The sequence below is a fragment of the Haloarcula sp. 1CSR25-25 genome, from assembly GCF_032027985.1.
In the GTDB taxonomy this organism is placed as follows: Archaea; Halobacteriota; Halobacteria; order Halobacteriales; family Haloarculaceae; genus Haloarcula.
The window spans coordinates 230120-252712 of sequence record NZ_JAHYBW010000003.1 but is presented as its reverse complement, the minus strand read 5'-3'; the positions used below and the strand labels follow the sequence as shown (position 1 = coordinate 252712).

Sequence of the window (22593 nt, the reverse complement as noted above, 5' to 3'; positions counted from 1 at the left end):
ACAGGCCCATTTGAGTCTCGCATACCCACCCGAGCCACCGGGAGGTACCGACTCGTCCACGACAGCAGTGCGCTCGGTGTGCGCCTCGCTCGGAGTGTCACTCCAGCATCCCGGTCACGGACGCCACTGCGTCCGGCGAGAGCGAGTCCCGGGGCGGCCGCACCGTCGCGTGGTCGATGACGCCGCGGTCGGTGAGCAACGCCTTCACCGTGGGCGCGAAGCCGAACTCGGCACACGCCTCCGAGAGCGGCGAGAGGACGTCGCGCTGTACCGTTCTGGCCTGTGTAACGTCGCCGCCAGCGAGGGCTGTGCCCGCTCGCTCTAGCTCGCTGTACAGCAGGTGCGAGAGCGCGCTGACGCCGCCGTCGCCGCCCAGCACGAGCGACGGGACGAACAGGCCGTCGTGGCCCTGGTAGACGGTGAACTCCTCGGCGGTCCGGTTGAGGACCGAAGTAACGTACGGGAGGTCCCCCGAAGAGTCTTTGAGCCCCGCGACGGCGTCCGACTCGGCGAGCGCGGCGACCGTCTCGACGGACAGCTCCTGTCCGACGGCCCCGGGGATGTTGTAGAGATAGACCGGCAGGGGCGCGTCGGAAAGCACCGCGTCGAAAAAGGCCTCGTTGCCCGCCTCGCTGGCCTGCCCGCCGTAGTACGGCGGGACGACCAGCGTGCTGTCCGCGCCCTGTTCGGCGGCGAAGGCCATCCGGTCGTGGACCGTCGAGACGTCGGTCGCGGCCGTCCCGACGATGACGCGGCAGTCGTCGGGTGCCGTCTCCGTCGCGGTTCGGACGACGGTCCGGTACTCCCGGGGAGACAGCGTCTCGAACTCGCCGGTCGTCCCGCAGGGAACGATGCCGTCGACGCCGGCCGCCGCGACGTGGCGGACCAGCGACTCGAGGCCGGCGACGTCAAGGTCGCCGTCGGCGTCGAAGGGTGTGACAAGCGGCGTCAGCACGTCGAAGGATTCGGTCATGACTCAGGTCAGACGCGGGGGTCGCTTAGGCGTTTTCCCGTCGACATGGCGGAACCCACTTGCCGCGGCGGTCCTACTGGTCGGTAAGAGCCGACAATGGGAGGACGCGAGCGTCTCGCAGCGACGGACCCCGGCTTCGACCCAGACGCGGTCGACATCGACGACGCCGAGGTGCTGGACCGGCTTGCACCCGTCGTCCAGGAGTGGTGGGTCGAGCAGTTCGGCGAGTTCGTCCCCGGCAACGGTGGCTTCTTCACGCCGCCACAGAAGGAGGCAATCCCGCTCATCCACGAGCGCGAGAACGCCCTCATCTGCGCGCCGACGGGCAGCGGCAAGACCCTCGCGTCTTTTACCGGCATCATCAACGAACTGTTCGGGAAGGCCCGAGAAGACGAACTCGAGAACTCCGTCTACTGCCTGTACGTCTCCCCCCTGAAGTCACTGGCCAACGACATCCACCGGAACCTCGGACAGCCACTGGACGGCATCACGGCCAAACTGGACGACCGCGGCGAGGACGTCGAAATCCGGCACGCCATCCGTCACGGCGACACCAGCGACAGCGAGCGCCAGGCGATGCTTTCGACGACGCCCCACATCCTCAACACGACGCCAGAAACGCTGGCAATTCTGCTGAACTCCCCGAAGTTCAAGAAGAAACTCGAGACCATCGAGTACGTCATCGTCGACGAGATCCACAGCCTCGCCGAGAACAAGCGCGGGACCCACCTCTCGGTGTCCCTGGAGCGGTTAGAGGAGATGGTCGACGAGTCCCCGACGCGGATCGGCTGTTCGGCGACCGTCGAGCCGCTTGACACCGTCGCCGAGTTCCTGGTCGGCCGCGAGGAACCCGGCGGCGACCCTCGGGAGTGCGAAATCGTCGACACGCGTTTCGCCCGCGATTTCGACATGGAGCTGTCCTGTCCGGCCGACGACCTCATCAACACGCCGCGGGACATCGTCACCGAGCGGTTCTACGACCAGCTCCACGAGCACGTCCAGTCGCATACGAACACGCTCGTGTTCACGAACACCCGGTCGGGGGCCGAACGCGTCCTCCACAACCTCCGCGAGAAATTCGGCGACTACGACGAGTCCAACTCCGGCTGTCACCACGGCTCGCTCTCGAAGGAGAAGCGCCGCGACATCGAGGAGTCACTGAAGGCCGGAACGCTGGACGTGGTGACGACCTCGACCAGCCTGGAACTGGGTATCGACATGCCCCACATCGACCTCGTCGTCCAGGTAGGGTCGCCGAAATCCGTCGCCGCGTTGCTCCAGCGCATCGGCCGCGCAGGCCACCAGCTCGGCGAGACCGTGGAGGGTCGCGTCATCGCATTGGACCGCGACGAACTGGTGGAGTGTGCGGTGATGCTGGAGAAGGCCGAGCGGGGGTTCGTCGACCGCGTGTTCATCCCCGAGAACGCACAGGACGTTGCTACCCAGCAGATATACGGCATGGCTATCAACGACGTTCGCCCCGAGGAGACGTTCAAAAGCGTCCTCCGTCGGGCCTACCCGTACCGGAACTACGGCGACGAGGACTGGGAACAGCTGCTGCGGTACATGACCGCCGACTACCCGGGAATGGAGGACAAGAACGTCTACGCCAAGATCTGGCGGGACACCAACGACGCGCCCGACGGCGAGCACCACTACGAGGACTACGACGTGGGCGAGCACCTCATCGGCAAACGCGGCCGGCTCGCGCGGGTCATCTACATGACCAACATCGGGACGATTCCCGACTCCTTTACCTGTGACGTGGTCACCCGGAGCGACGACAGCTGGGTCGGCCAACTGGACGAGTCGTACCTGGACACCCTGGAGAAAGGCGACGTGTTCGTGCTCGGGGGAGACAACTTCGAGTACCGCTACCGCCGCGGGTCGAAGGTGTACGTCGACCGCACCGCCGCCCGCCCGACGGTCCCCTCGTGGTTCTCCGAGCGGCTCCCGCTGTCGTATGACCTCGGCCGCGAGATACTCGACTTTCAGGGACAGCTACTGGACCGGCTGGCCGACGGCGGGATGTCGGAGGTCCGCAACTGGCTCCGGACCTTCCCCGTCGACGAGAACAGCATCCGGGCCATCGCGCGGATGTTCCGCGAGCAGGTGGCCTACGCCGGGGCCGACAGCGTGGCCACGACCGACCGCCTCGTCGTCGAGGAGACGCTGGACCACGACGAGTACGAACGGCACTACCACGTCCACTCGAACTACGGCCGACGGTTCAACGACGGCTTCTCGCGGCTGCTGGCGTACCACATCGCCCGGGCGGCCAGCGCGAACGTCCAGGTCGCCGTCGCCGACAACGGCTTCACCCTCTCGATGCCGCTGAACCGCAAGGTCGACATCGGGCGCATCGTCCGGGACCTGGACCCCGAGACGGCCCGCGAGGACCTCCGGGCCAGCCTCGACGGGACGGACCTCCTCCAGCGGTACTTCCGAATCAACGCCACGCGGTCGCTGATGATACTCAAACGCTACAAGGGCTACGAGAAGTCGGCCAGCGAGCAGCAGGTCTCCTCGGAGATGCTGTTGGGGTTCGCCGAGGACCTCGGGGACTTCGCCGTCGTCGAGGAGACCTACCGCGAGATTCTGGAGGACAAGCTCAACGTCGACGGCATCGAGACCGTCCTGCGTGCGATGCAGGACGGCGACGTCGAGGTGGTCCGGACCCGCGTGGACTCGCCGTCGCCCCGCGCGTTCGGCCTCGCGACGCTGATGGCCAGCGACGTGGTCCTCGCCGAGGACGAGTCGGCCGTCCTGCAGGAGTTCCACCGCCGCGTACTGGACGAAATCGAGGACGGCGACGAGGGAGCCGTCGCCACCGACGACTGAATCCCCCGGCGGCGTCCGAGCCTCTCGCTTCGTGCGTGTGAATCTGTCTGCCGGCTAACGCTAAAGTCGCCGCGGCGCGAACGCCTGTCACGTAATGCCACACCACACACACGGGAGCGACGACAGCGGACACGAGGAGCCGGAAGCCGGACACGTCCACGAATCGGTCGACGAGGGTGTCGACGCACGGGACGACTGGGCGCGGCGGCGCCGGAAGGGGATTCCGACCGACAAGCAGTTGCTCGTCGTCGCCTGCATGGACGAGCGCATCCCCGTGGAAGAGGTGCTCGGTCTCTCGCTCGGCGACGCACAGATATACCGGAACGCCGGCGGCAAGGTGACTGACGACGTGATTCGCTCGGCCGCCCTGACCACGCAGTTTTTCGACACGACCGAGATAATCGTCGTCAACCACACCGACTGCGGGATGATGAGTGCGTCCGACGAGGACGTCGTCGAGGGGTTCGAGGCCGCGGTTGATGGTGACCTTGATGATGTCGACCTGGACCCGGCACTGCCGGAGCTAACCATCGGTGATGCGTCCATCGCAGAGTGGGTCCGGATGACAGACGACATCGATGTCGCCTGTGCGGCCCAGGTCGAGTACCTGGAGAACCACGAACTGATTCCCGACGACGTCACCGTGAACGGATACGTCTACGAAGTCGAGAGCGGGCACCTCCGGCGGCCCGGTGAGCGGGTCGCCGAGCAGGTTAACGAACGCGTATAGTCGGCTGGTGTCGTCGCCGGGTGACTGCGAAGCCGTCCCAACTCCGCCCGGAGCCAAACCGTTAATCCGGGGCCGGCCCCTCGGGTGACACATGGAGTCGCTCCACCCGCGGGTGAGGCTGCTGTGGGTCCTATCGACAGTCATCCAGGCGTCGGTACTCGGCGTCGTCGCGTACCTCGTCGACCGGTTCGCGGTCTCGCTGCCACAGACTGTGGTCGTCGTCGGCTGGGTCGTGCTCGTGTTGCTGGGTGCCGTCCACGCCTTCGCCGCCCACCGGATATGGCGCTTTGACCTGCAGGACGACGCCCTCTTTCTCCTCCGTGGTGTCGTGACCCGGACCGACACGTCGGTCCCGTACGTCCGCGTCCAGCACGTCGACACCACGCGCGGCCCGGTAGAGCGCGCTGTCGGGCTGGCAAGCGTCGTCGTGTACACCGCCGGAACCCGCGGCGCGGACATCACGATTCCCGGACTGCGGCCCGAGCGAGCCACAGAACTGCGCGAGCAGCTACGTGACCTCGCAAACGAGAGCGAGGCCACGGACGCGGTATGAACCGGCTTCACCCGCGCAGCGCCGTCGTTCGGATCGCCAGAGCAGCCCTGCAGGGCGGCTTCTTCGGCTTCTTCGGTGGGTCGCTCGGGACCGGGATGTTCGGCTTCCCGTGGTTCGCAGTGCCGGCGCTCGCAATGCTTGGCGCAGTTACTTTCAGCGGCTACGCGCTGGCGCGCTATCTCCGCTTCCAGTACGAACTCGACGGGGACACGCTCACCGTCGAGTCCGGCGTCTTCGCCAGGCAGTCCCGCCAGATTCCGCTGGGTCGCGTCCAGAACCTCGACGTCGAACAGAACATCCTCAACCGCCTTCTCGGACTCGCCATCGTCCGCTTCGAGACGGCCGGCGGCAGCGCGACGGAGGCCACACTGGACGCGGTCGACGAGAGCGAGGTCAAGCGCCTCCGGAACTACGTGCGGACTCACGACCGCGATGCTGCCGCGGAGTCGGGTGCAGAACCCGCCGACGCGGTGTCAGAGACTGCGACGCGCGGCCGGTCGGCCCACGCCGACCTTCCCGGCGTGACCGGTCCCTCGCCGGCACACACTGGGGACACACAGGCGCCAACTGACCCCGGGGAACCGGTCTCGGCCTCGGACACGGAGGGGAGCGACCAGCCGGACGGGTCGCTGCTGTTCGCGTTCGACCAGCGCGAGCTCCTGACGTACGCGCTCGTCTCCGTTCGGCCGGCCGCCCCGGTCCTGACGCTGGCGTCGCTCCCGCTGGGGATGGACATCGTCTGGACTGTGCTGCGGTTCAACGCCGGTCTCGTCGGGGCGTCGCTGAATGGCCCGGTGGTACGGTGGCTGCTCGGCTCGCCCGAGACCTCCCGGCTCGCCGTCTTCGCCGTACTCTCGGTCGTCCAGTTCCTCCTGCTCGCACTGGTCGTCAGCGTGGCGTTGACCGTCATCGAGTACTACGGCTTCCGGCTCACACAGGCCGACGATGACCTCCGGTACGAGCGGGGACTGTTGCGCCGCTACAGCGGCAACATCCCGCTGGAGAAGGTCCAGACGGTCACCATCCGCGAGAACGTCCTGATGCGCCGGTTCGGCTACGCGACGCTGGCCGTAGAGACGGCCGGCTACAGCGGCGGGAACCAGCAGTCGACGCAGGGCGTCGCCGTCCCCCTCGCCCCCCGCGAGGAGGTGTACGAACTGGCCCGCGACATCGAGCCCTTCGCCGACCTCGATTTCGACCGGTCGCCGAAACGCGCCCGCCGCCGGTATCTCGCCCGCTTCTCGCTGGCCGCGGCCGGACTCACCGCGGTCGCCTACGCCCTTGACTCGCTAGTACTGGAGACGGGCTACTGGTGGCTCGCGGGCCTCCTCTTTCTCCCGGTCGTGCCGGCGGCCCACCTCCGCTGGCGACACCGCGGGTTCGACCTGGGCGAGTCGGTGCTCGCGACCCGGAGCGGGTTCTGGCGGCGCACGACGCGCGTTGTCCCGTACTACCGGCTCCAGACGGTGTTCGTCACGCGGTCACCGTTCCAGCGCCGCCGCGACCTGGCGACCGTCGGAGCCGACACGGCGAGTTCCTCGAGCCTGCTCGGCGGCGTCGCTCGGGTGTACGACATCGACGAGGACACAGCAGGAGAACTCAGAGACACGCTGCGGGAGCGGCTCCGGGCCGACATCGCCGCCCGTCGGACCGGGAGAGAGCACGCCAGAACGGGCGAGCAGGGCGCCGACGCCTCCGAGCAGTCCAGCGAGGTCTGACTACCCGCGCGCCCACTCGACCATCCGGCCGTACACCTCGTCGGTCGCCAGCGCGTCGCCGTCGCCCACGAGGACGAGCGCCTTCTTCGCCCGCGTGAGTGCGACGTTGATACGCCGGTAATCCTCGAAGATGGGGCTGTCGAGCGTCCCAGTGGCGACGAATGAGATGACGATGACCTCCTTGCTCGACCCCTGGAACCGGTCGACCGTGTCGACGGTCACGTCGGGCAGGCGCTTGGATATCTCCGCGACCTGCGCCCGATACGGCGCGATGACGCCGATGTCGTCGGCCGGGACCCCGGCGGACCGGTACGACGCGACGATGTCGGCGATACGGTCGGCCTCGGTCGGGTTGGTGTTGCCGACCTGGCTGCCGCCGGGGTCGACGAACGCCACGCGGTCCCGGAGTATCTCGGGCAGGCTAGCCGTCGAGACGCCGTCGAGGTCCTCGAGCCGCTGGGCGGCCACCGCGCCGCTCGCGGGCCGCAACTGCCCGTCGTAGAACTCCCGGGAGGCGAACGCCTGGATGTGCTGGGCCATGCGGTACTGGCGGTCGAGCATGATGCCGGCCTCGGGGTGGGCGTCGATGAGCCGCTCGAACAGCGATGTCGACAGCGTCTCGTCCTCGGACTGGACCACGGGCGGTAACTGCTGGTGGTCGCCGACCAGGACGAACCGGTCAGCCAGCGTCGTCGCCGCCAGGGTCCCCGGCTCGGTCAGCTGGCCGGCCTCGTCGACGACCGCGACGTCGAAGTCCTGGGTCTGGAGCGTGCTCCCGCCGCAGGTGGCCGTCGTCGCCGCGACGACCTGTGCGTTCTGGAGCCGCCCGGCACACTCGCCGGGGTCGCCGATGGTCTCCAGGCGGTACTCCTGCATGTCCTCGCGGACGCCGCTCTCGGTGCCGACGCGGACGATGTCGGTGTAGCCCTGCTCTTCCAGCGCCTCCAGCAGATTGTCGACGGCCCGGTTGGTAAAGGCCGAGAGCAGGACGCGGTCGCCTCGGTCTACCAGAGCTCGTACCATCCGAGCCAGCGTGTAGGTCTTGCCCGTCCCCGGCGGGCCGTGGACGAGCGCGAAGTCCTCGGCACCGACCGCCAGCTGGACGGCCTCGTTCTGGGCGTCGTTGTTGTCGATGAAGGTCTCCCCGACGGCGGTGAACTCCGGCTCGCATCGCCCGAACAGCACGTCCTTCTGCTCGGGGGACTGGAGCAGGACGGCGTCGTGGAGCGCGTTCTGGAGCCGGTCGGTCGTCAGTTCGGAGGGGTAGACGTCCAGGCGGCGGAGGTCCAGCGGCTCGTCGGCCGTGACGACAATCTCCTCGTTCACGGCGGCGCCGTTCCCGCTATCCGAGGCGCGTGGCGCCTCGTTGCCCAGTCGCTCGACGCGGGCCAGCTCGGCGTTCCCGGTGACGGGGTCGCCGTCGCTGGCGAGCACGAGATTGCCTTCGCGTATCTTCGAGACCGCGCCGGTCCCTTTCGCACGGAGCTCCCAGCGGCCGCCGTCGAGTTCCCGACGCCCGGTCGGTTCGAGGTCGACGAGTGCGCGGTCGTCGTCGGCCCGCTCCTCGGGCGTTTGCTCCCAGAGCTTCGCGTACTCCCGGTGGACCGCCCGGCGTTCGGCCTCGAGTGCCGTGTAGAACTGCTCGAAGTAGTCCAGTTCCTCCTCGGGCACCGCCCGGCCGACCGTTCCCGCCTTGGACTCCTGGTCGAGGCGGCCGGAGACGCCCATGCAGGTGTCCTGCTCGAAGCAGTACTCGCATTTCGCGTTGGCCTCGTAGCCCGTCGGCACGCCCGAGTCGTACTCCATCGCCGCAATCGCGTTGCGGGTCCGGACGACGTAGTTCAACAGCCCGCTCCCGATGGAGAACTCCTTGGCCGGCGAGAGGTCGCCGCTCTCCTCGTTGCGGTCGACGGCGGCGTTTTTGGTATAGAGGAGCGTCCCGGTGTCCGGGGCCGCGTCGACAGCGCTGCCCGCGCCGGCCGCGCGCTCGCCCAGCATCAGGGCGTAGGCGGTGGCCTGGATCTTGTCCTGGAACCGCGGCTCCCGCTTGGTGTTCTTGCCGGTCTTGAGTTCGACTGGCATCCCCCGCCGGACGGCGTCGGCCCGCCCCTTCATGCCGAATCGTTCGGAGATGAGCGTCATCTCGGAGCGCCATTCATCGTGTTCGGTCAGCGTCCCCTGCTGGAGCCACCCCTGGATAGCCGACGCGTGGTCGCGCACGTCGCCGGCCACCTCGTCAGCCTCCCGACCCAGCAGTCCGATGTCGAGGCCGGCGGCGTCGACCTGCTCGTCGATAGCGGTGTCGAGGTCCCGGCCCCGGAGCAGGTCCCCGAACACCTCGTGGACGACGGTCCCTTTCACCAGCGGGTAGGCGTGGTCCGCGCCGTCGAGTTTCCGGAGGTAGTACATCCGCGGGCACTGCACCCACGCACGGATGTCGGTCACGTCGACGAGGAACTCCGGCTGGACGACGAGCGTGGCGTCGCCGCCGACGGAGTACTGCTTTTCGCCCCGGTACTCCCGCTCGTCGGGGTTGTAGACGGCCACCTCCATCCCCGCCTCGATGACCTCGGCGTTCTCGGTCCACTTCCCCCAGAGGGTCACCGTCGTCGGCTCGCCGGCCCCGCGGTCGGGCCGTATCGTCACCTCACAGAGTTCGCTCTCCCCGTACTGGGTGTTCACCGTCTTTGGCTCCTCAACGTCGACGACGACGCCGCGAACGCGGTCCGCGCTCATAGTTCGGCCCTCCCCTGTTGCACGGTCGAAGCCACGGGGCGCCCCCTCAAAAGTCGTTCGCGCCGCGGCTCACTCGTCGGTCGGGTCGACATCGGATTCCGTGTCGGCGGCGTATTCTTCTAGTGTCTCCAGGGGCACGTCTTCGAGCACGTCCTCGCTCGTCGCTTCGAGGTTCACCGGCGGTGCGTGCCCGGCCTCGTGGGCCTCTATCCATCGCGGGACACAGACACACCAGTGGTCGCCGGGGTCGAGGCCCGGGAAATCCAACTCCGGTCGCGGCGTCACGAGGTCGTTGCCCTGGGCCTTGCTGTACTCCAGAAAGGCCGCCGTCATCACGGCACAGATCTCGTGCCGCCCCGGGTCACGCTGGAGCGGGTAGCAGTAGCCGTCGCGCATGAACCCGGTCTCCGGGTCCATCGAGCAAGGGGCCAGTTCCCCGCCGAGGACGTTGCGTTCGCTCTCCATACCACGTCTGGCTGTTCCGTGGAGTAAAGCCGTTCGCCTACGGGGCCCGCTTCCCGGCTGTCACGCCGCTATCGTCACCCGCGACTGTGTCAATCAGGACCGATGGGTTCATTCTGGCCCGGACCGAACGGGAAACTGACAATGCGCGTTCGCGACTGGCAGGACATTCTCGAAGACGTGATGGAGAGCAACGCCAATCCGGGGGACTGGCGTGCCGTCGGGGGTGACCGCGCGAACGGAATCGGCGAGGACATCTACTTCGGTCACCCCGACGCCGGTGTCTACCAGCTCAAGACCTACGCCAAGAACCCCTTCGAGGTACAGGGCGTCGGGTCACAGGTGGCCCGCCGCGTCGACGAGGACATCGACCCGCTGTTCCCGACTGACGGCTCGGGTATCTTCGGCGTCCAGCAGGGGCCAGAGGACGAAGACGACGCCAAGGAGAAGGCGAAGAACATCGAGACAGTCCTTGAGACCCACGCAGACGCACCCACGTCGCCCCAGGCGTTGCTGGAAGACATGATGGACGCGATGGACTCCCCGGCCTACGGCCCGATGGAGTTCGACCACCACGACAGACCTGACCAGATGACAGAACTCACCGAGACGTTCGAGGAAGCGGAAGAGCTACTCGACGCGGAGTTCGAAGACGTCATCGAGGAAGACGTAGAGCGGGGCTTCTACTGATGGCCGACCGGACACGCGCCGCCTGTATCGGGGGCCGCTGATGGTCGGCCCCTCGATGACGGACGCGGACCGGCAACGCGTTCTCAGATACATGCAGGTCGGCTTCGCGCTCCTCATCGGCGCCTCGATGGGGCTGGTGACGCTGTACGGCGGTGCCGAGTTGCTGGTGGTCGTCGGTATCTTCGCCGGCGGCACCGTTGTCGGCGGTGCCCTCGCGTGGTACATCATCCCGGAGAGCATCGCAGAAACGCCGTACGAATCGTTCGACAGAGGCCCGAAACCCGGCTCGCGAACGAAACAGCGCCGGCAGGACAACGACGGCTCCGGGCGGCGGGCGTCCGGGGACGACGGCCGGCTCTCACAGAACCGCGACTAGAGGAAATCGTCCTGCATCGCCGGGTCCTGCTGTTCGGAGGCCGTCTGATCGAAGATCTCTTCATCGAGCGTCTCGGTCTCCTCCGTCGTGGTGTTGTAGGCCGAAATCCCTCGCTTCAGGAGGTCTTCCACGGCCTGGTCACGGTTGAGGAACTCACCCTGTTCGACGAGTCGCTGGATGTCCGAGTCGACCTGGTCCGGGAGTGACACCTTAATCTTGCTCACACTTGCCGCCTATACTGTTCGGACATAAAAACCCACCCCTGATTCTGGGTGGGTGCACGCGTGGATGGGCGGAACCGTCACACACTTGCCGGCGGCCAACAGGAACCACAGTGTGAACGCGAACGACCGAGCCATCACCGCGCTGGTCATGCTCGCACACGGGCTGGTCCACACCTACGAGATGGCGGTCCCGATATTCGTCGTCATCTGGCTCACCGAGTTCGACCTCATCAACCTCGGTGTCGCCCAGTTCGACGTGACGACGGCGACTGTCGGCGTCATCGTGACCCTGGGTTATGGCCTGTTCGGGGCCGGCGCACTCCCGGGCGGTATCGTCGTCGACCGTATCGGCTCCCGCCGGCTCATCACGGGCTGTCTGCTCGGCATGGGCGGGTCGTACATCCTGCTGGGACTGGCCCCGAGCATGGTCGTCATCGCGCTGGCGCTTGTCCTCTGGGGCCTCTCGGCCAGCGTGTACCACCCGGCCGGGCTCTCGCTCATCAGCAAGGGCGTCGAACAGCGCGGGACCGGGCTGGCCTACCACGGCGTCGCCGGCAACCTCGGCATCGGCCTGGGGCCGCTGGTGGCCGCGGTCCTCCTGCTGGTCGCCGAGTGGCGGACGGTCGCGCTCGTCCTGGGCGTCCCCGCGTTGCTCGCCGCCCTCTACGCCTCGCGGGCGAGCTTCGACGAGACGGCGGCGGTGACAGCCGCGACTGACGGCGGCTCGAAGGCCAGCAGCGGTCTCGACTCCCTCGGGGAGTTTCTCACGGAGAGCAAGCACCTGTTGACCGGGAGTTTCCTCCTGGTGTTCGTCGTCGTCATGTGCTCCGGGCTGTACTACCGCGGCGTGCTCACCTTCCTCCCGGAACTGCTGCGGACACTGCCGGGGTTCGAGCCCATCCCCATCGAGACGTTACTGCCCCCCAGCGTCCTGTCGGCGCTGGGTATCGAGGCCGGGACGGGGCAGACGCTCAAGCCACAGGACTACTTCTACGCCGGCCTGTTGCTCATCGGCGTGTTCGGCCAGTTCGCCGGCGGGAAACTGAGCGACCGGATTCCCGTCGAGTACGGCATCGCCGGCTCGTTCCTGCTGCTTGCCGTCCTTGCAGTGCTGTTCGTTCCGGTGTCGGCGATGGGCCTCGGCCCGCTGGCGGTGCTGGGTGCGCTGTTGGGGATTGCCCTCTTCGTCGTTCAGCCGATGTATCAGGCCTCGGTCGCGGAGTACACGCCCGCCGGAACGCGGGGCCTGTCGTACGGCTTCACGTATCTGGGCGTGTTCGGCGTCGGCGCGCTGGGCGGCGGTCTCGCCGGGTCGATTCTGGCCTTTGCGAACGCGACGACGCTGTTCGGGACGCTGGCCGGCATCGCCCTCGTCGCCGTCCTCGCGGGGACTGTCCTCGCCCGGCGTCGGTGACGGGTGATTTCGGCCACGGGCCGTCGCATCGCTTGCTATTTCTGTCTGTACGGTGTAGCGGACTGCCAGATGGACGCCGCAGTCATCGTCCCGGCCTACAACGAGGCGGAGTCACTGGCCCGCTGTCTGGCTCCCTTCGAGTCACAGCCCGTGGAACTGGTCGTCGTGGTCGGCGGCGACGACGGCACGGAACGGGTGGCCCGCGACACGCCCTTTGTCGACACAGTCGTTCGGTGCGACGAGGGCGGTGCCGGGACCGCCAGGAACCGCGGGGCAGCGGCCGCGACAGCGCCGGTCTTGCTGTTTACCGACGCAGATACGGTCGTCCCCGAGGACTGGGTCCGCCTGCATCTCAGGCACTACACCGACGACGCGGTGGTCGGGGTCGGCGGTCCCGCGCGCCCGCTCGAAGACAGTCGCAAACACCGCGTGCTGTTCAAGCTGCTGTCGGACTACTGGTATCGGGTGTCCTGGCCGCTGGGCTTCGTCCAGCAGCCGGGGTTCAACTGTAGCTTCCGGGCCGACGCCTTCGAGGCCGCGGGCGGCTTCGACGAGGACATCCCGTTCATGGAGGACACCGAGCTGTCGCTGCGGATGAAAGACTACGGTCGAATCGTCTACGACGCCGACTCCTGTGTCGCGACGTCGGCCCGCAGAGAGGCCGACGAGGGGTATCTCTCGCTGTTCGCGAAGTACGTTCGCGGGTACGCCAACCACTACATCCTCCGCCGGGAGTTCGATGCCGACTACTTCTGAGAAGGGTAACCTTTTCAACACTCACCCCGGAGCGGTGACACGATGAGTGGCTGGCGGTCACTGCCCCGACGTGCTGTCGACCAGATACGGTCCGACCTCCGGGACGACCCCTACCTCCGCTACGTGCTCCTGCTGTCGACTGTCATGGTCGGGTTCTGGTTCTGGCACCGCATTCCGAACTTCGCGACCCGTGACGAGTACAGTCGCCTGCTCGATGCGATGGTCGTCTACGGGTCGGTCCTCGAAGAGCCGAGTTTCGAGGGGCTCAAAGCCGGCGTCGAGTGGGGGCGGGCCCCCTTCGGCGCGACGCTGTACCTCTACGTGCTCGCCATCCTCCCCGTCGTGCTCGTCGCGGCTATCACCGGCGACCTGGGCGCGTTCACGGCCATCGCCTTCCCCGGCTGGGAGTTCGGTCACTACGGGGTCTGGGCCGCCACGCCCGAGTGGATATGGACCTGGAGCCTCGTCTTTATCCGCCTGACCAACGTGGTCGCCGCGATCTGTGCCGTCTACCTCACGTACCGCCTCGGCGTCGCAATAGAGGGCCCCAACGCCGGCCGGCTCTCGGCCGTCGTGCTCTCGCTTACCTTCGGCTTTCTCACCATCTCGAAGGAGGCCGGGGAGGACATGCCGGCGCTCGTGTTCGTCCTCCTCGCACTGTACCTGCTGGTCAGGTACGTCCAGACGGACGAGCGGACGCTGTTTCTGGCGGCCAGCGCCGCTGGCGGCGTCGCAATCGCGTTCAAACTGACGGCCGCGCCGGTCGTCTTGCTCATCGGCGTGGCTTTCCTGCTCCGGGCTCATGCCGCGGACGCGCCGCTGACGGAGACCCTGCTCAGGCCGAAACTCCTGTTGAGCGGCGCCTTGCTCGGGTTCGCCACGATCGTGCTCGGGTTCCCGACCGCGCTCGTGGCGGGGGCCGAGCCGTTCATCGAGCGGGTGTTCGGCGGTTCGACCTCGCGGATGAGTCACCCGACGGGCCCAGACGCCCCGATGTGGTGGTGGTTCCTGCGGGGCTACTTCAGCGCGCTCGGACTGGCGCTGTTTGCCGCGGCCGCAGCCAGTGTCGTGGCGACCGCCGCGACGGTACGGGAGCGGGCGTCGGCGTTTCACGGCACCGTCCTCGTCCTGACGGGACTGGTCGCTTACGTCGCGATGTTCTCCCAGTGGCACGATTTCCGCGTGCACCATCTCCTGCCGACGTTCCCGCTCATCGCCCTGCTCGTCGGCGGTCGGCTGGACCAGCTCCGCAACCGCTCGCCGTCGCTGGCTCGCCCGGTGATGGCCGTCCTGCTGGTGACGACGGCGGTCTACGCCGGCGTCGGGACGGCCGGGTTCGCGTCGATGCCCCGGGACGAGGCGACGGCGTGGCTCGAGGACAACAGCGAGGAGGGCGATGTGGTGGAGACCTACCGCGTCCACATCCAGGACACTGCCGTCCCGCACTCGCTGACCGCCCGACACGTCGCGGGCGAAGACTCGGAGGCGGAGGAAGCGATGGCGTGCCCGCGATACATCCAGGTCGGGTACCGGGACCTGCTGTATCTCAAGGAGGACACCTACTACCGGAACGGCGACGCACAGGCCACCTACCTCCGGGCGCTCCTGAACGAGGAGTACAACTACAGGATCGTCGCCGAGTTCGGGGAGCGGCCGCCGAACTTCGTCCCCCAGCGGCCGACGCCCGGCTCGTTCACCGACCTGCTCCGGCTCGGCGTCGTCCCGCACACGGACCAGTTCGCCGACGAGCAGGAGCTCGCGGCGAACCAGTACACCCTCATTCTGGAACGTGACGGCGAGTGCGACACGAGCCGGCATCCGCCGTTCTGAACGCTTTCCCGCCGCTTTTGTGTGGCTACTCTGTGGTCAGTGACGCGATATCGAGTCGAACGGAGGGATACCAGCCCGCGAGCGACGGCAGGTAGATGCCCAGGAACCGGTCGACGAAGATGATGGGGATGATAACCTCGGCCGGGATGCCCAGCGCGACGAACACTGCCGTCGCCGTCGCCTCGGTGACGCCGATACCGCCGGGCGTCAGGGGCAGGAGCGTCACGGTATACGCGACCAGGAGATACAGCGGCAACGCGACCAGCGGTTCGAACGCGGCGCCGAAACTCCCCAGCAGCAGGCCGACGCGGACGCCGGGGGCGAGCACCAGGTCGACCGTCCAGCCGACCGCGTAGCGGAGCCACACTGCCGGCTCGCTCGCGAGCGTCCGAAACGTCGTGGTCGAGCTGTCAGTGAATTCGAGCAGGCCCTCGAGACGCGCCGCGAGTGTCTCGCCGAGGCGTGGCACCCGGACCGCGACTCCGGACAGCCAGCCGATGAGCCGGTCCAGATAGGCGAGGTTGAGCCCCGCAAGCAGGATGGTGAGCCCGGCCGCGAAGTAGAGGCTGGTCGCGAGCGCCAATAGCAAGAGGAGTTCGAGCCGGAGCAGTGGAATCGCCAGGATGAGGCCTGCCGTGGCCGCCACGCCGTAGTACATCGCGAAGATGCCGGTGTGAAGCGCCGACGCGGCCGCGGCGTCGCTGTAGGCCATCCCGGTCTGGCTCCGGAGGACGAACGGCGCGGCCAGCCGCCCGGAGAGCCGCGAGGGCAGCAACTGGTTGACGAAGTTCACGATGAGCGTCGTCCCGGCGGCGGTCCGGAACCGGACCGGTGCCAGCGGGGTGATTACCGCGTGCCACGAGTAGACCCGGCCACAGATGCCGAGCGTGCTGACGGCGACTATCGCGAGCACCGTCTCGATATCGACGCCGGCGAGCAGGTCGACGGCGCTCGCGATGTCGAACTGCGTGAGCAGCCAGGAAAGCGCCGCGACGGCGATACCGTACTGGGCGACCGTGATCCCCAGATCACGAGCCCGGCTCGTCACGGCGGCTCGCCCCTGTGTAGCTGTGTCGCGGCCGGCTCACCGTCCGCCAGAACCGCCCGCGCGGTCGTGAACTCGAAGTCCTGTTGCAGAATCCGCTCGACGGCCCGCCGCATCCAGTCGCCGGTCCTGACGTACACCCGCGTCGGCACCCCCTCGACGGCCGGCAGGTCGACCAGTTCCCACGGGTGGACGTACAGCATCGGCGTAACCCCCCGGCGGGCCAGCAACTGCATGCCCAGGGTCGTGTACCGCGGGCCGAAAAACCGGAGCCAGGTCCCGGTGAGGGGCAACTGCAGCCCCGGCATGACGCTCGCCGGGAACTCCGTAATGGTGTCCGGTGCATCCGGGCGCACCGCCGACGCCGGAACGGGCTCGTGGAGGTCGTACTCGCCGCCGTACCACCCCGGAATCGACCGGCTCGAGACCACACTCGAGTCGTACGTGTAGCCGGCCTCGGAAAGCAGGTCGAAGTGGTCGTCGGTGATGTCGAAGGCGGGCGCGCGGAACCCCGAGACTTCCTCACCGGTGGCCCGCTCCAGCACGTCCTTGGACTGGGTCAGTTCCGCCCGTCGCCCCTCCCCGTCGAGGTCTGAAAACAACTGGTGGGTGTGGGTGTGGGAGGCGATTTCCAGTCCCGCGTCGGCGAGCGCCCGTACCGCGTTGGGGTGGGACTCGGCGACCGACGACACCACGAACGCGGTCGCAGTCGCGTCGTACTCCGCGAGTATCTCTCTGAAGAACCGGCCGCCGTCGAGGCCGACGCCGTTCCTGTCGGTCGTCCCCGACGCGCTCCGGTACGCCGGCGTCTGGGTGAACAACTCGAAATCCATCGACAGCACCGCGCGATTACTCATCCTGCCTGTCCTCGGTCTGTAGCTGGTGTTCCTCCAGTTCGCTCCGGAGGAGGCTCAGCTCCTCGTTCAGCCGCGACAGCCGGTCGTACATGTGCCCGATGCGGTTGAGGAGGTACGTCACCGCCACGAACAGCGTCAGGTTCGAGATGACGAGGATGGCCCGGGCTTTCCATTCCAGGCCCAGCAGCCGCGCCACGAGTTCGAACACGTTGGGGACGATTGCGACGACGATGAGCCCCGAACCGAGCAGCAGCGACATCACGAACAGCTCTAACGATTCGCGTTCGCTCCTGACGATGACGTAGCCGTTCGCGAGAAACGCCAGCCCGACGACCAGCGACAGGAGGTTGACCAGTGAGTAGTCGAATCCAAAGACCATGATTAGCGAAAGAGGAGGACGCGAAACACCGTGTCAGTCATCCGTAGCGGGTAGAGCACGAGCGTGTCGAGGCTGAACTGCGACTCGCCCTCGTCCCGAATCGGCATCTCTATCGATACCTCTTCGATGCGATGCCCGCGCTGGGCCGCATCGAGCGTCTGCTCGACCGCCCAGTGGTTGTCCGAGCGGTGGAGGATGTCCTGCAGCGCCGACACCCGGTAGACGCGGAAGCCGCTTGTCACGTCGGTGATGTCTATCCCGCCGAGCTTCCGAACGACGGTCGTAAAGAAGGTGATGCCCAGCCGCCTGATGAGCGGGTAGTCGTCTATGCTCTCGTTCAGGTAGCGGCTACCGATGACCATGTCCGCGTCCTCGGCGTGGTCCAGCAGGGTCGGAATCTTCTCCGGGTCGTGCTGGCCGTCGGCATCGACCTGCACGACGAAGTCGTAGTCGTGCCGGATGGCGTACTGGTAGCCGGTCCTGACGGCCCCGCCGACGCCGGTGTTGAACACGTGTGTGACGACGTGTGCGCCGTGCTCGCGGGCAATGGTCGCGGTGTCGTCCGACGAGCCGTCGTCGACGACGACCACCTCGTCGACGTACCGGCTCGTTCCGTCGATCACCGACCCGATGGTGCTCGACTCGTTGTACGCGGGGATGACGGCGACTGTTCGCACTGGTGGAAACGCCGCTGGCAGCGAACTTAGAATTGTCGTTCCATGAACCAGTCGAAATGCTCCGGGGGCAAGAGTGAAAACACACCACGCGGTACGTACTGACATGAGTGTCGAGCAGGAGCAGACGGAACGGACCATCAGGTGTCTGGTGGCGAAAGTCGGACTCGACGGTCACGACCGGGGGGCACACGTCATCGCGCGGGCGCTCCGTGACGCCGGCTTCGAAGTGATCTACTCGGGGCTTCATCGAGCGCCCGACGAAGTCGTGCAGGCCGCCGTCCAGGAGGACGTCGACGTCGTCGGCATCTCCATCCTCTCGGGGGCGCACAACACACTGGTTCCGAAGATTCTCGACGGACTGAAGGAGTACGACGCGTTCGACGACCGGCTAATCCTCGTCGGCGGCATCGTTCCGGACGACGACAAGGACGAACTCCGCGGCCTGGGCGTCGACGAGATATTCGGCCCGGGCGCGTCGATGGAGGAGATGATCGACTACATCCACGAGCACGCGCCCGAGCGATGAGCGACCTCGTCGCTGACCTGCTCGCTGGCAAGCACAGCGCGCTCGCCCGAGTCATCACGAAGATAGAGAACCGCTCGCCGGGGTATCGCGAGATAATCTCCGATCTCCACCAGCACACCGGGACAGCCGACGTCATCGGCGTCACCGGCAGTCCCGGCGCGGGCAAGTCCACGCTGGTCGACAAGGTGGCAGCGACCTACCGCAAGCGGGGCCAGACCGTCGGCGTCATCGCCATCGACCCGTCCTCGCCGTTTTCGGGTGGCGCAGTGCTCGGCGACCGGATACGGATGGCCTCGAACGCGGGCGATATGGACATGTTCTTCCGGTCGATGTCCGCGCGGGGCTCGCTGGGCGGGCTGTCGACGGCGACGACCGACGCCGTGACCGCGCTGGACGCCTTTGGCAAGGACAAGATAATCGTCGAGACGGTCGGCGCCGGCCAGAACGAGGTCGACATCGTCCGTACCGCCGACACCGTCGCCGTGCTCGTGCCGCCGGGCAGCGGCGACGACGTGCAGATGCTCAAGGCTGGCATCCTCGAAATCGGTGACGTGTTCGTGGTTAACAAAGCCGACCTCGACGGGGCCGACCGGACCGTCCAGCAACTCCGGGAGATGCTGCAGGGCCGGAGCGGGCGGCCGGACACCGGCCACCACGGCGCGACCGGACTCGCCGGTGGCCACGGTGGCGCGTCCGCCGGCGAAGGTGACGCGTCCGCCGGCGAGGGGGACGCTGAATCGGAGACGTGGAACCCGCCGATTGTGGAGACGGTCGCCAACCGGAGCGAGGGCGTCGAGGACTTCCTGGACGCGCTGGCCAACCACGGCGCGTACCTGGACCGAACCGGCCGCCGGGAGGGGCAGGCCCGAGAGCGCTTCGCCGCCGAGATCCGAACCCTCCTTCGGGAGGACGCAAACGAACTGCTGGTCGACGAACTCGACCGGCGGGGCGGCATCGAGGGCTACGTCGACGCCGTCATCGACCGTCACACCGACCCGTACACGGTCGTCGACGAAGTGCTTTCGCCGCTCCGAGAGTGTCTCGACGAGCGTCGCGACTGAGTTCGGAACCGCCACCGAACTGCCTGTGGCCCGGGCCGATAGCGACAGGCCGCTGTCGTTCGTCCAGCATTTATAACACTGTTCGGGCCCCAAGACTCTACCATGAAACTCCGCAAGGCGCTCGGTGCGGTCGTCGGTGCGGTCGGCGCGACAGCCGCCGCCAACCGCGTGCTGCAGGCCCAGGCCGGCGCGTTCGAACCGATGCTCGACGGGGAACAGGGGACCTATCGCTGGCGCGGGTTCGATATCGCGTACACCGAGGCCGGCGACCCGTCGGACCCGGACCTCGTGCTGTTCCACGGCATCAACGCCGCTGCCAGCAGCCACGAGTTCCACACGGTGTTCGACACGCTGGCCGAAGACTACCACGTCATCGCGCCCGACCTGCCGGGCTTCGGGCACACGGACCGGCCGCCGCTGCTGTACTCGGCGTCGATGTACACGGCCTTCGTGCGTGACTTCATCGAGGACACCACCACCGACGCGACCGTCGTCGCGTCGTCACTGACCGGAGCCTACGCCGCCAGCGCGGCACATGAGGTCGACGTCAGGGAACTCGTCCTCATCTGCCCGACGGACAGTTCGATGGGCAACCGCACCGTCTGGCTCCGCTCGCTGCTGCGCGCGCCTGTCGTCGGCGAGGCCATCTACAACCTCACCGTCTCGAAGCCCTCCATCCGCCACTTCCACGCCGACCACGGCTACTACGACATGGACAACCTCACCGACGAAGTTGTCGACTACGAGTGGCAGAGCGGCCACCAGCCCGGCGCGCGTTTCGCGCCGGCGTCGTTCGTCTCCGGCTTCCTCGACCCCGAGGAGGACCTCGGCGAGGTGCTGGCCGGTCTCGACGTGCCCGTGACGCTGGTCTGGGGCGAGGACGCCGAGATTACGCCGCTGTCGGAGGGCCGCGACCTGGCAGAGCAGGCGGACGCGAAGCTCATCGTGTTCGGTGACTCACTGCTCCTTCCGCACGTCGAACACCCCGGCGAGTTCGTCGACGTGGTCCGCGACAGAGTGACCTCGGTAACGGTCGAGAGCTGAGACTGACTGGTGTATCTGTTTACTGACAGTCGCCGACGCGGGGTCGGCGATATTCACAACCGACGTACAACAGCCGTCGACCCCTCAGCGCGGTCGGAACACGACGGCTCTCTCGCCGGTCGTCACGCGCTCGCCGACGTCGATACCGACTACGTCGTCGATGGCGACGTCGGCCGGGTCCACGTCACGGACGAGCCCCGTGACCGAAACCGGCCCGAAGTCGGCGATAGCGGTGACGTAGGGCGCGTCGTCCTCGAACTGCGGCGTCGGGACCGTAATCGTCGTGTGGCTCGCTATCTCGCCGGAGTCCGGCAGGTCGACCCGCGAGAGGTCCTGGTCGTGACAGCGCGGACACACCCGCCGGGGCGGGAGCCAGCCGTGATTCTTCGAACATTCGAGGTAGTAGGCGTCACCCGATTCGATGCTGTCGAGCCACTCGTCGTACTCGCCGTCCTTTGTGGATTCGGTCATTCTTGCACCTCCATAACGTGGACAGTCGTAGACGCGACTGTGCCGCCCGCGTTGTGCGCGACGCCGACGGTGCTGTCCGGCACGGCGTCGGCCCGCGGATGCGACCCCTCGAGGAGCCAGGCAACGGTCGCCAGCTGGGCGACGCCGGTCGCGCCGACCGGGTGGCCCTTGGCTTTCAGCCCGCCCGAGAGGTTTATCGGGAGGTCGCCGTCGCGGGTCGTCTCGCCGTTCCGCGCCGCACCGATGCCCTCGCCGCGCTCGTAGAAGCCAAGCGATTCTATCGCGAGCACTTCCGCGATAGTGAAACAGTCGTGGACTTCGGCGAAATCGACGTCGTCCGGACCGACGCCGGCGTCCCCGTAGGCCTCCTCGGCGGCCTTGTCGGCGGCGGGCGTCTGTGCGAGGTGTGGGCGGTCCTGCAACGCGAGGTTGTCGCCGCCCTGGCCGGTCCCGGTGATTGCGACCGAGGCGTCGAGGTCGTGCTCCTCGGCGTAGGACTCCGTCGTCAGGACAGCCGCCGCGGCCCCGTCGGTGATCGGACAGGAGTCGTAGAGACCGAGCGGGTCCGCAATCGTCGGGGCCTCCAATGCGTCCTCGACCGTGATTGCCTTCTGAATCTGGGCGTGGTCGTTCACCAGGGCGTGTTCGTGGTTCTTGACAGCGATGTGGGCGAGGTCCTCGTGGGTGCCGCCGTACTGGTCGAAGTACGACCGGGCCATCAGCGCGTACGCCCCGGGGAAGGTCATCCCGGCGCGGACCTCGTAGAGGTCGTCGGCGGCGATGGCGAGTGCGTCCGTCGCGGCGGCCGTCCCGATGTTCGTCATCCGCTCCGCGCCGCCGACGACGACGACGTCCGCTTCGTCGTTTCGAATCGTCTTGACGGCTTCGCGAACGGCGGTACCGGCTGACGCACAGGCCGCTTCGACACGGGTTGCCGGGACGTCTAGCCCGATGGCTTCGGCCATCAGCGGGCCCTGGTGGCCCTGGTGTTCCGCGAGCTCTCCCATGAAGTTGCCGTAATAAAGGGCCTCAGCGTCTTCCGGGTCGATTCCGGCCGCCGACAGCGCTTCGAGCCCTGCCTCGGCGAAGAGGTCTCGGCCGGTCCGTTCGGGGTGTTTCCCGAAATGTGTTACGCCGGCTCCGGCGATACGTGGGTCTGACATTATCACCCAGTGTGCGCTGCCGGCTTAAATGCCTACTGTTCGGCTGCTCAATTAGTGCATATTCGCT

The 22593-nt window shown here is 67.3% G+C and carries 22 protein-coding genes; 12 read left to right on the top strand and 10 right to left on the bottom strand.

Annotation, left to right across the window (positions count from 1 at the left end; all coding sequences use genetic code 11):
• Positions 1-97 precede the first annotated feature (97 nt).
• On the bottom strand, positions 98-973 hold the full coding sequence (locus KZ498_RS11145) for a dihydrodipicolinate synthase family protein (protein ID WP_312618882.1): 876 nt from the start codon (positions 971-973) through the stop codon (positions 98-100).
• 96 nt (positions 974-1069) lie between these two features.
• Between KZ498_RS11145 and KZ498_RS11140 the strand changes: the two genes are divergently transcribed.
• From KZ498_RS11140 to KZ498_RS11125, 4 genes are all read left to right on the top strand, one after another.
• Entirely contained in the window at positions 1070-3814 is a 2745-nt protein-coding gene (locus tag KZ498_RS11140) for an ATP-dependent helicase (RefSeq protein WP_312618880.1), read from the top strand.
• A 94-nt stretch (positions 3815-3908) separates the two neighbouring features.
• Entirely contained in the window at positions 3909-4544 is a 636-nt protein-coding gene (locus KZ498_RS11135; RefSeq protein WP_312618878.1) for a carbonic anhydrase, read from the top strand.
• A gap of 91 nt (positions 4545-4635) precedes the next feature.
• Positions 4636-5097: a PH domain-containing protein gene (locus KZ498_RS11130; protein ID WP_312618877.1), complete on the top strand. Its 462-nt coding sequence runs from the start codon at positions 4636-4638 to the stop codon at positions 5095-5097.
• On the top strand, positions 5094-6815 hold the full coding sequence (locus KZ498_RS11125; RefSeq protein ID WP_312618876.1) for a PH domain-containing protein: 1722 nt from the start codon (positions 5094-5096) through the stop codon (positions 6813-6815). Before KZ498_RS11130 ends, KZ498_RS11125 begins: the two co-directional genes overlap by 4 nt.
• Here KZ498_RS11125 and KZ498_RS11120 read toward each other — a convergent pair whose 3' ends face one another.
• Together KZ498_RS11120 and KZ498_RS11115 are read right to left on the bottom strand one after the other, a co-directional pair.
• Positions 6816-9551 (bottom strand): AAA domain-containing protein, encoded by a 2736-nt coding sequence (locus KZ498_RS11120; protein WP_312618875.1) that lies wholly within the window; start codon positions 9549-9551, stop codon positions 6816-6818.
• Between the two features lie 69 nt (positions 9552-9620).
• Positions 9621-10016, bottom strand: coding sequence for a DUF2237 domain-containing protein (locus KZ498_RS11115; protein WP_312618874.1), 396 nt, complete (start codon positions 10014-10016; stop codon positions 9621-9623).
• 141 nt (positions 10017-10157) lie between these two features.
• Between KZ498_RS11115 and KZ498_RS11110 the strand changes: the two genes are divergently transcribed.
• Positions 10158-10703 carry a hypothetical protein gene (locus KZ498_RS11110; RefSeq protein WP_312618873.1) on the top strand — a complete coding sequence of 182 codons (546 nt, stop codon included), beginning with the start codon at positions 10158-10160 and terminating at the stop codon, positions 10701-10703.
• Positions 10704-10743: 40 nt separating this feature from the next.
• Positions 10744-11079 carry a hypothetical protein gene (locus KZ498_RS11105; protein WP_312618872.1) on the top strand — a complete coding sequence of 112 codons (336 nt, stop codon included), beginning with the start codon at positions 10744-10746 and terminating at the stop codon, positions 11077-11079.
• Here the strand turns inward: KZ498_RS11105 and KZ498_RS11100 are convergent.
• Positions 11076-11303, bottom strand: a complete 228-nt coding sequence (locus KZ498_RS11100; RefSeq protein WP_004518043.1) for a ribbon-helix-helix domain-containing protein — start codon at positions 11301-11303, stop codon at positions 11076-11078. The genes KZ498_RS11105 and KZ498_RS11100 overlap by 4 nt on opposite strands.
• A gap of 64 nt (positions 11304-11367) precedes the next feature.
• Here KZ498_RS11100 and KZ498_RS11095 point away from each other — a divergent pair, with 64 nt between their 5' ends.
• From KZ498_RS11095 to KZ498_RS11085, 3 genes are all read left to right on the top strand, one after another.
• Positions 11368-12717, top strand: coding sequence for an MFS transporter (locus tag KZ498_RS11095; RefSeq protein WP_312618870.1), 1350 nt, complete (start codon positions 11368-11370; stop codon positions 12715-12717).
• Between the two features lie 69 nt (positions 12718-12786).
• The gene (locus KZ498_RS11090; RefSeq protein WP_312618869.1) at positions 12787-13473 is read left to right on the top strand and encodes a glycosyltransferase; all 687 of its coding nucleotides are present in this window, start codon (positions 12787-12789) and stop codon (positions 13471-13473) included.
• A gap of 42 nt (positions 13474-13515) precedes the next feature.
• Positions 13516-15303: a glycosyltransferase family 39 protein gene (locus KZ498_RS11085; RefSeq protein ID WP_312618868.1), complete on the top strand. Its 1788-nt coding sequence runs from the start codon at positions 13516-13518 to the stop codon at positions 15301-15303.
• Positions 15304-15328: 25 nt separating this feature from the next.
• Here the strand turns inward: KZ498_RS11085 and KZ498_RS11080 are convergent, their stop codons facing one another.
• The 4 genes from KZ498_RS11080 to KZ498_RS11065 are packed head-to-tail and all read right to left on the bottom strand — an operon-like array spanning position 15329 to position 18261.
• On the bottom strand, positions 15329-16351 hold the full coding sequence (locus tag KZ498_RS11080) for a lysylphosphatidylglycerol synthase transmembrane domain-containing protein (protein WP_312618867.1): 1023 nt from the start codon (positions 16349-16351) through the stop codon (positions 15329-15331).
• Positions 16348-17205 carry a polysaccharide deacetylase family protein gene (locus tag KZ498_RS11075; protein ID WP_312618866.1) on the bottom strand — a complete coding sequence of 286 codons (858 nt, stop codon included), beginning with the start codon at positions 17203-17205 and terminating at the stop codon, positions 16348-16350. The genes KZ498_RS11080 and KZ498_RS11075 overlap by 4 nt, the downstream gene beginning before the upstream one ends.
• Entirely contained in the window at positions 17198-17584 is a 387-nt protein-coding gene (locus tag KZ498_RS11070; RefSeq protein WP_312618865.1) for a DUF2304 domain-containing protein, read from the bottom strand. Before KZ498_RS11070 ends, KZ498_RS11075 begins: the two co-directional genes overlap by 8 nt.
• A gap of 2 nt (positions 17585-17586) precedes the next feature.
• Positions 17587-18261, bottom strand: coding sequence for a glycosyltransferase family 2 protein (locus KZ498_RS11065; protein WP_312618863.1), 675 nt, complete (start codon positions 18259-18261; stop codon positions 17587-17589).
• A gap of 103 nt (positions 18262-18364) precedes the next feature.
• On the opposite strand from KZ498_RS11065, the gene KZ498_RS11060 reads away from it, so the two are divergent.
• From KZ498_RS11060 to KZ498_RS11050, 3 genes are all read left to right on the top strand, one after another.
• On the top strand, positions 18365-18787 hold the full coding sequence (locus tag KZ498_RS11060) for a cobalamin B12-binding domain-containing protein (protein WP_312618862.1): 423 nt from the start codon (positions 18365-18367) through the stop codon (positions 18785-18787).
• Positions 18784-19848 (top strand): methylmalonyl Co-A mutase-associated GTPase MeaB, encoded by a 1065-nt coding sequence (gene meaB, locus KZ498_RS11055; protein WP_312618861.1) that lies wholly within the window; start codon positions 18784-18786, stop codon positions 19846-19848. Before KZ498_RS11060 ends, meaB begins: the two co-directional genes overlap by 4 nt.
• Before the next feature lie 102 nt (positions 19849-19950).
• The gene (locus KZ498_RS11050; protein WP_312618859.1) at positions 19951-20892 is read left to right on the top strand and encodes an alpha/beta hydrolase; all 942 of its coding nucleotides are present in this window, start codon (positions 19951-19953) and stop codon (positions 20890-20892) included.
• An 84-nt stretch (positions 20893-20976) separates the two neighbouring features.
• Here KZ498_RS11050 and KZ498_RS11045 read toward each other — a convergent pair whose 3' ends face one another.
• Both KZ498_RS11045 and KZ498_RS11040 read right to left on the bottom strand, forming a co-directional pair.
• On the bottom strand, positions 20977-21363 hold the full coding sequence (locus tag KZ498_RS11045; protein ID WP_312618857.1) for an OB-fold domain-containing protein: 387 nt from the start codon (positions 21361-21363) through the stop codon (positions 20977-20979).
• Positions 21360-22526 carry a thiolase domain-containing protein gene (locus tag KZ498_RS11040; protein WP_312618856.1) on the bottom strand — a complete coding sequence of 389 codons (1167 nt, stop codon included), beginning with the start codon at positions 22524-22526 and terminating at the stop codon, positions 21360-21362. The genes KZ498_RS11045 and KZ498_RS11040 overlap by 4 nt, the downstream gene beginning before the upstream one ends.
• Positions 22527-22593 lie beyond the last annotated feature (67 nt).

What these genes read in the sequence shown, in the direction of transcription:
- KZ498_RS11045 (WP_312618857.1), bottom strand. Translation starts at nt 21,363, where the DNA reads ATGACCGAATCCACAAAGGACGGCGAGTACGACGAGTGGCTCGACAGC.
- KZ498_RS11135 (WP_312618878.1), top strand. Translation starts at nt 3,909, where the DNA reads ATGCCACACCACACACACGGGAGCGACGACAGCGGACACGAGGAGCCG.
- KZ498_RS11105 (WP_312618872.1), top strand. Translation starts at nt 10,744, where the DNA reads ATGGTCGGCCCCTCGATGACGGACGCGGACCGGCAACGCGTTCTCAGA.
- KZ498_RS11060 (WP_312618862.1), top strand. Translation starts at nt 18,365, where the DNA reads ATGAGTGTCGAGCAGGAGCAGACGGAACGGACCATCAGGTGTCTGGTG.
- KZ498_RS11120 (WP_312618875.1), bottom strand. Translation starts at nt 9,551, where the DNA reads ATGAGCGCGGACCGCGTTCGCGGCGTCGTCGTCGACGTTGAGGAGCCA.
- KZ498_RS11090 (WP_312618869.1), top strand. Translation starts at nt 12,787, where the DNA reads ATGGACGCCGCAGTCATCGTCCCGGCCTACAACGAGGCGGAGTCACTG.
- KZ498_RS11115 (WP_312618874.1), bottom strand. Translation starts at nt 10,016, where the DNA reads ATGGAGAGCGAACGCAACGTCCTCGGCGGGGAACTGGCCCCTTGCTCG.
- KZ498_RS11140 (WP_312618880.1), top strand. Translation starts at nt 1,070, where the DNA reads ATGGGAGGACGCGAGCGTCTCGCAGCGACGGACCCCGGCTTCGACCCA.
- meaB (WP_312618861.1), top strand. Translation starts at nt 18,784, where the DNA reads ATGAGCGACCTCGTCGCTGACCTGCTCGCTGGCAAGCACAGCGCGCTC.
- KZ498_RS11095 (WP_312618870.1), top strand. Translation starts at nt 11,368, where the DNA reads ATGGGCGGAACCGTCACACACTTGCCGGCGGCCAACAGGAACCACAGT.
- KZ498_RS11070 (WP_312618865.1), bottom strand. Translation starts at nt 17,584, where the DNA reads ATGGTCTTTGGATTCGACTACTCACTGGTCAACCTCCTGTCGCTGGTC.
- KZ498_RS11145 (WP_312618882.1), bottom strand. Translation starts at nt 973, where the DNA reads ATGACCGAATCCTTCGACGTGCTGACGCCGCTTGTCACACCCTTCGAC.
- KZ498_RS11110 (WP_312618873.1), top strand. Translation starts at nt 10,158, where the DNA reads ATGCGCGTTCGCGACTGGCAGGACATTCTCGAAGACGTGATGGAGAGC.
- KZ498_RS11050 (WP_312618859.1), top strand. Translation starts at nt 19,951, where the DNA reads ATGAAACTCCGCAAGGCGCTCGGTGCGGTCGTCGGTGCGGTCGGCGCG.
- KZ498_RS11040 (WP_312618856.1), bottom strand. Translation starts at nt 22,526, where the DNA reads ATGTCAGACCCACGTATCGCCGGAGCCGGCGTAACACATTTCGGGAAA.
- KZ498_RS11130 (WP_312618877.1), top strand. Translation starts at nt 4,636, where the DNA reads ATGGAGTCGCTCCACCCGCGGGTGAGGCTGCTGTGGGTCCTATCGACA.
- KZ498_RS11085 (WP_312618868.1), top strand. Translation starts at nt 13,516, where the DNA reads ATGAGTGGCTGGCGGTCACTGCCCCGACGTGCTGTCGACCAGATACGG.
- KZ498_RS11075 (WP_312618866.1), bottom strand. Translation starts at nt 17,205, where the DNA reads ATGAGTAATCGCGCGGTGCTGTCGATGGATTTCGAGTTGTTCACCCAG.
- KZ498_RS11125 (WP_312618876.1), top strand. Translation starts at nt 5,094, where the DNA reads ATGAACCGGCTTCACCCGCGCAGCGCCGTCGTTCGGATCGCCAGAGCA.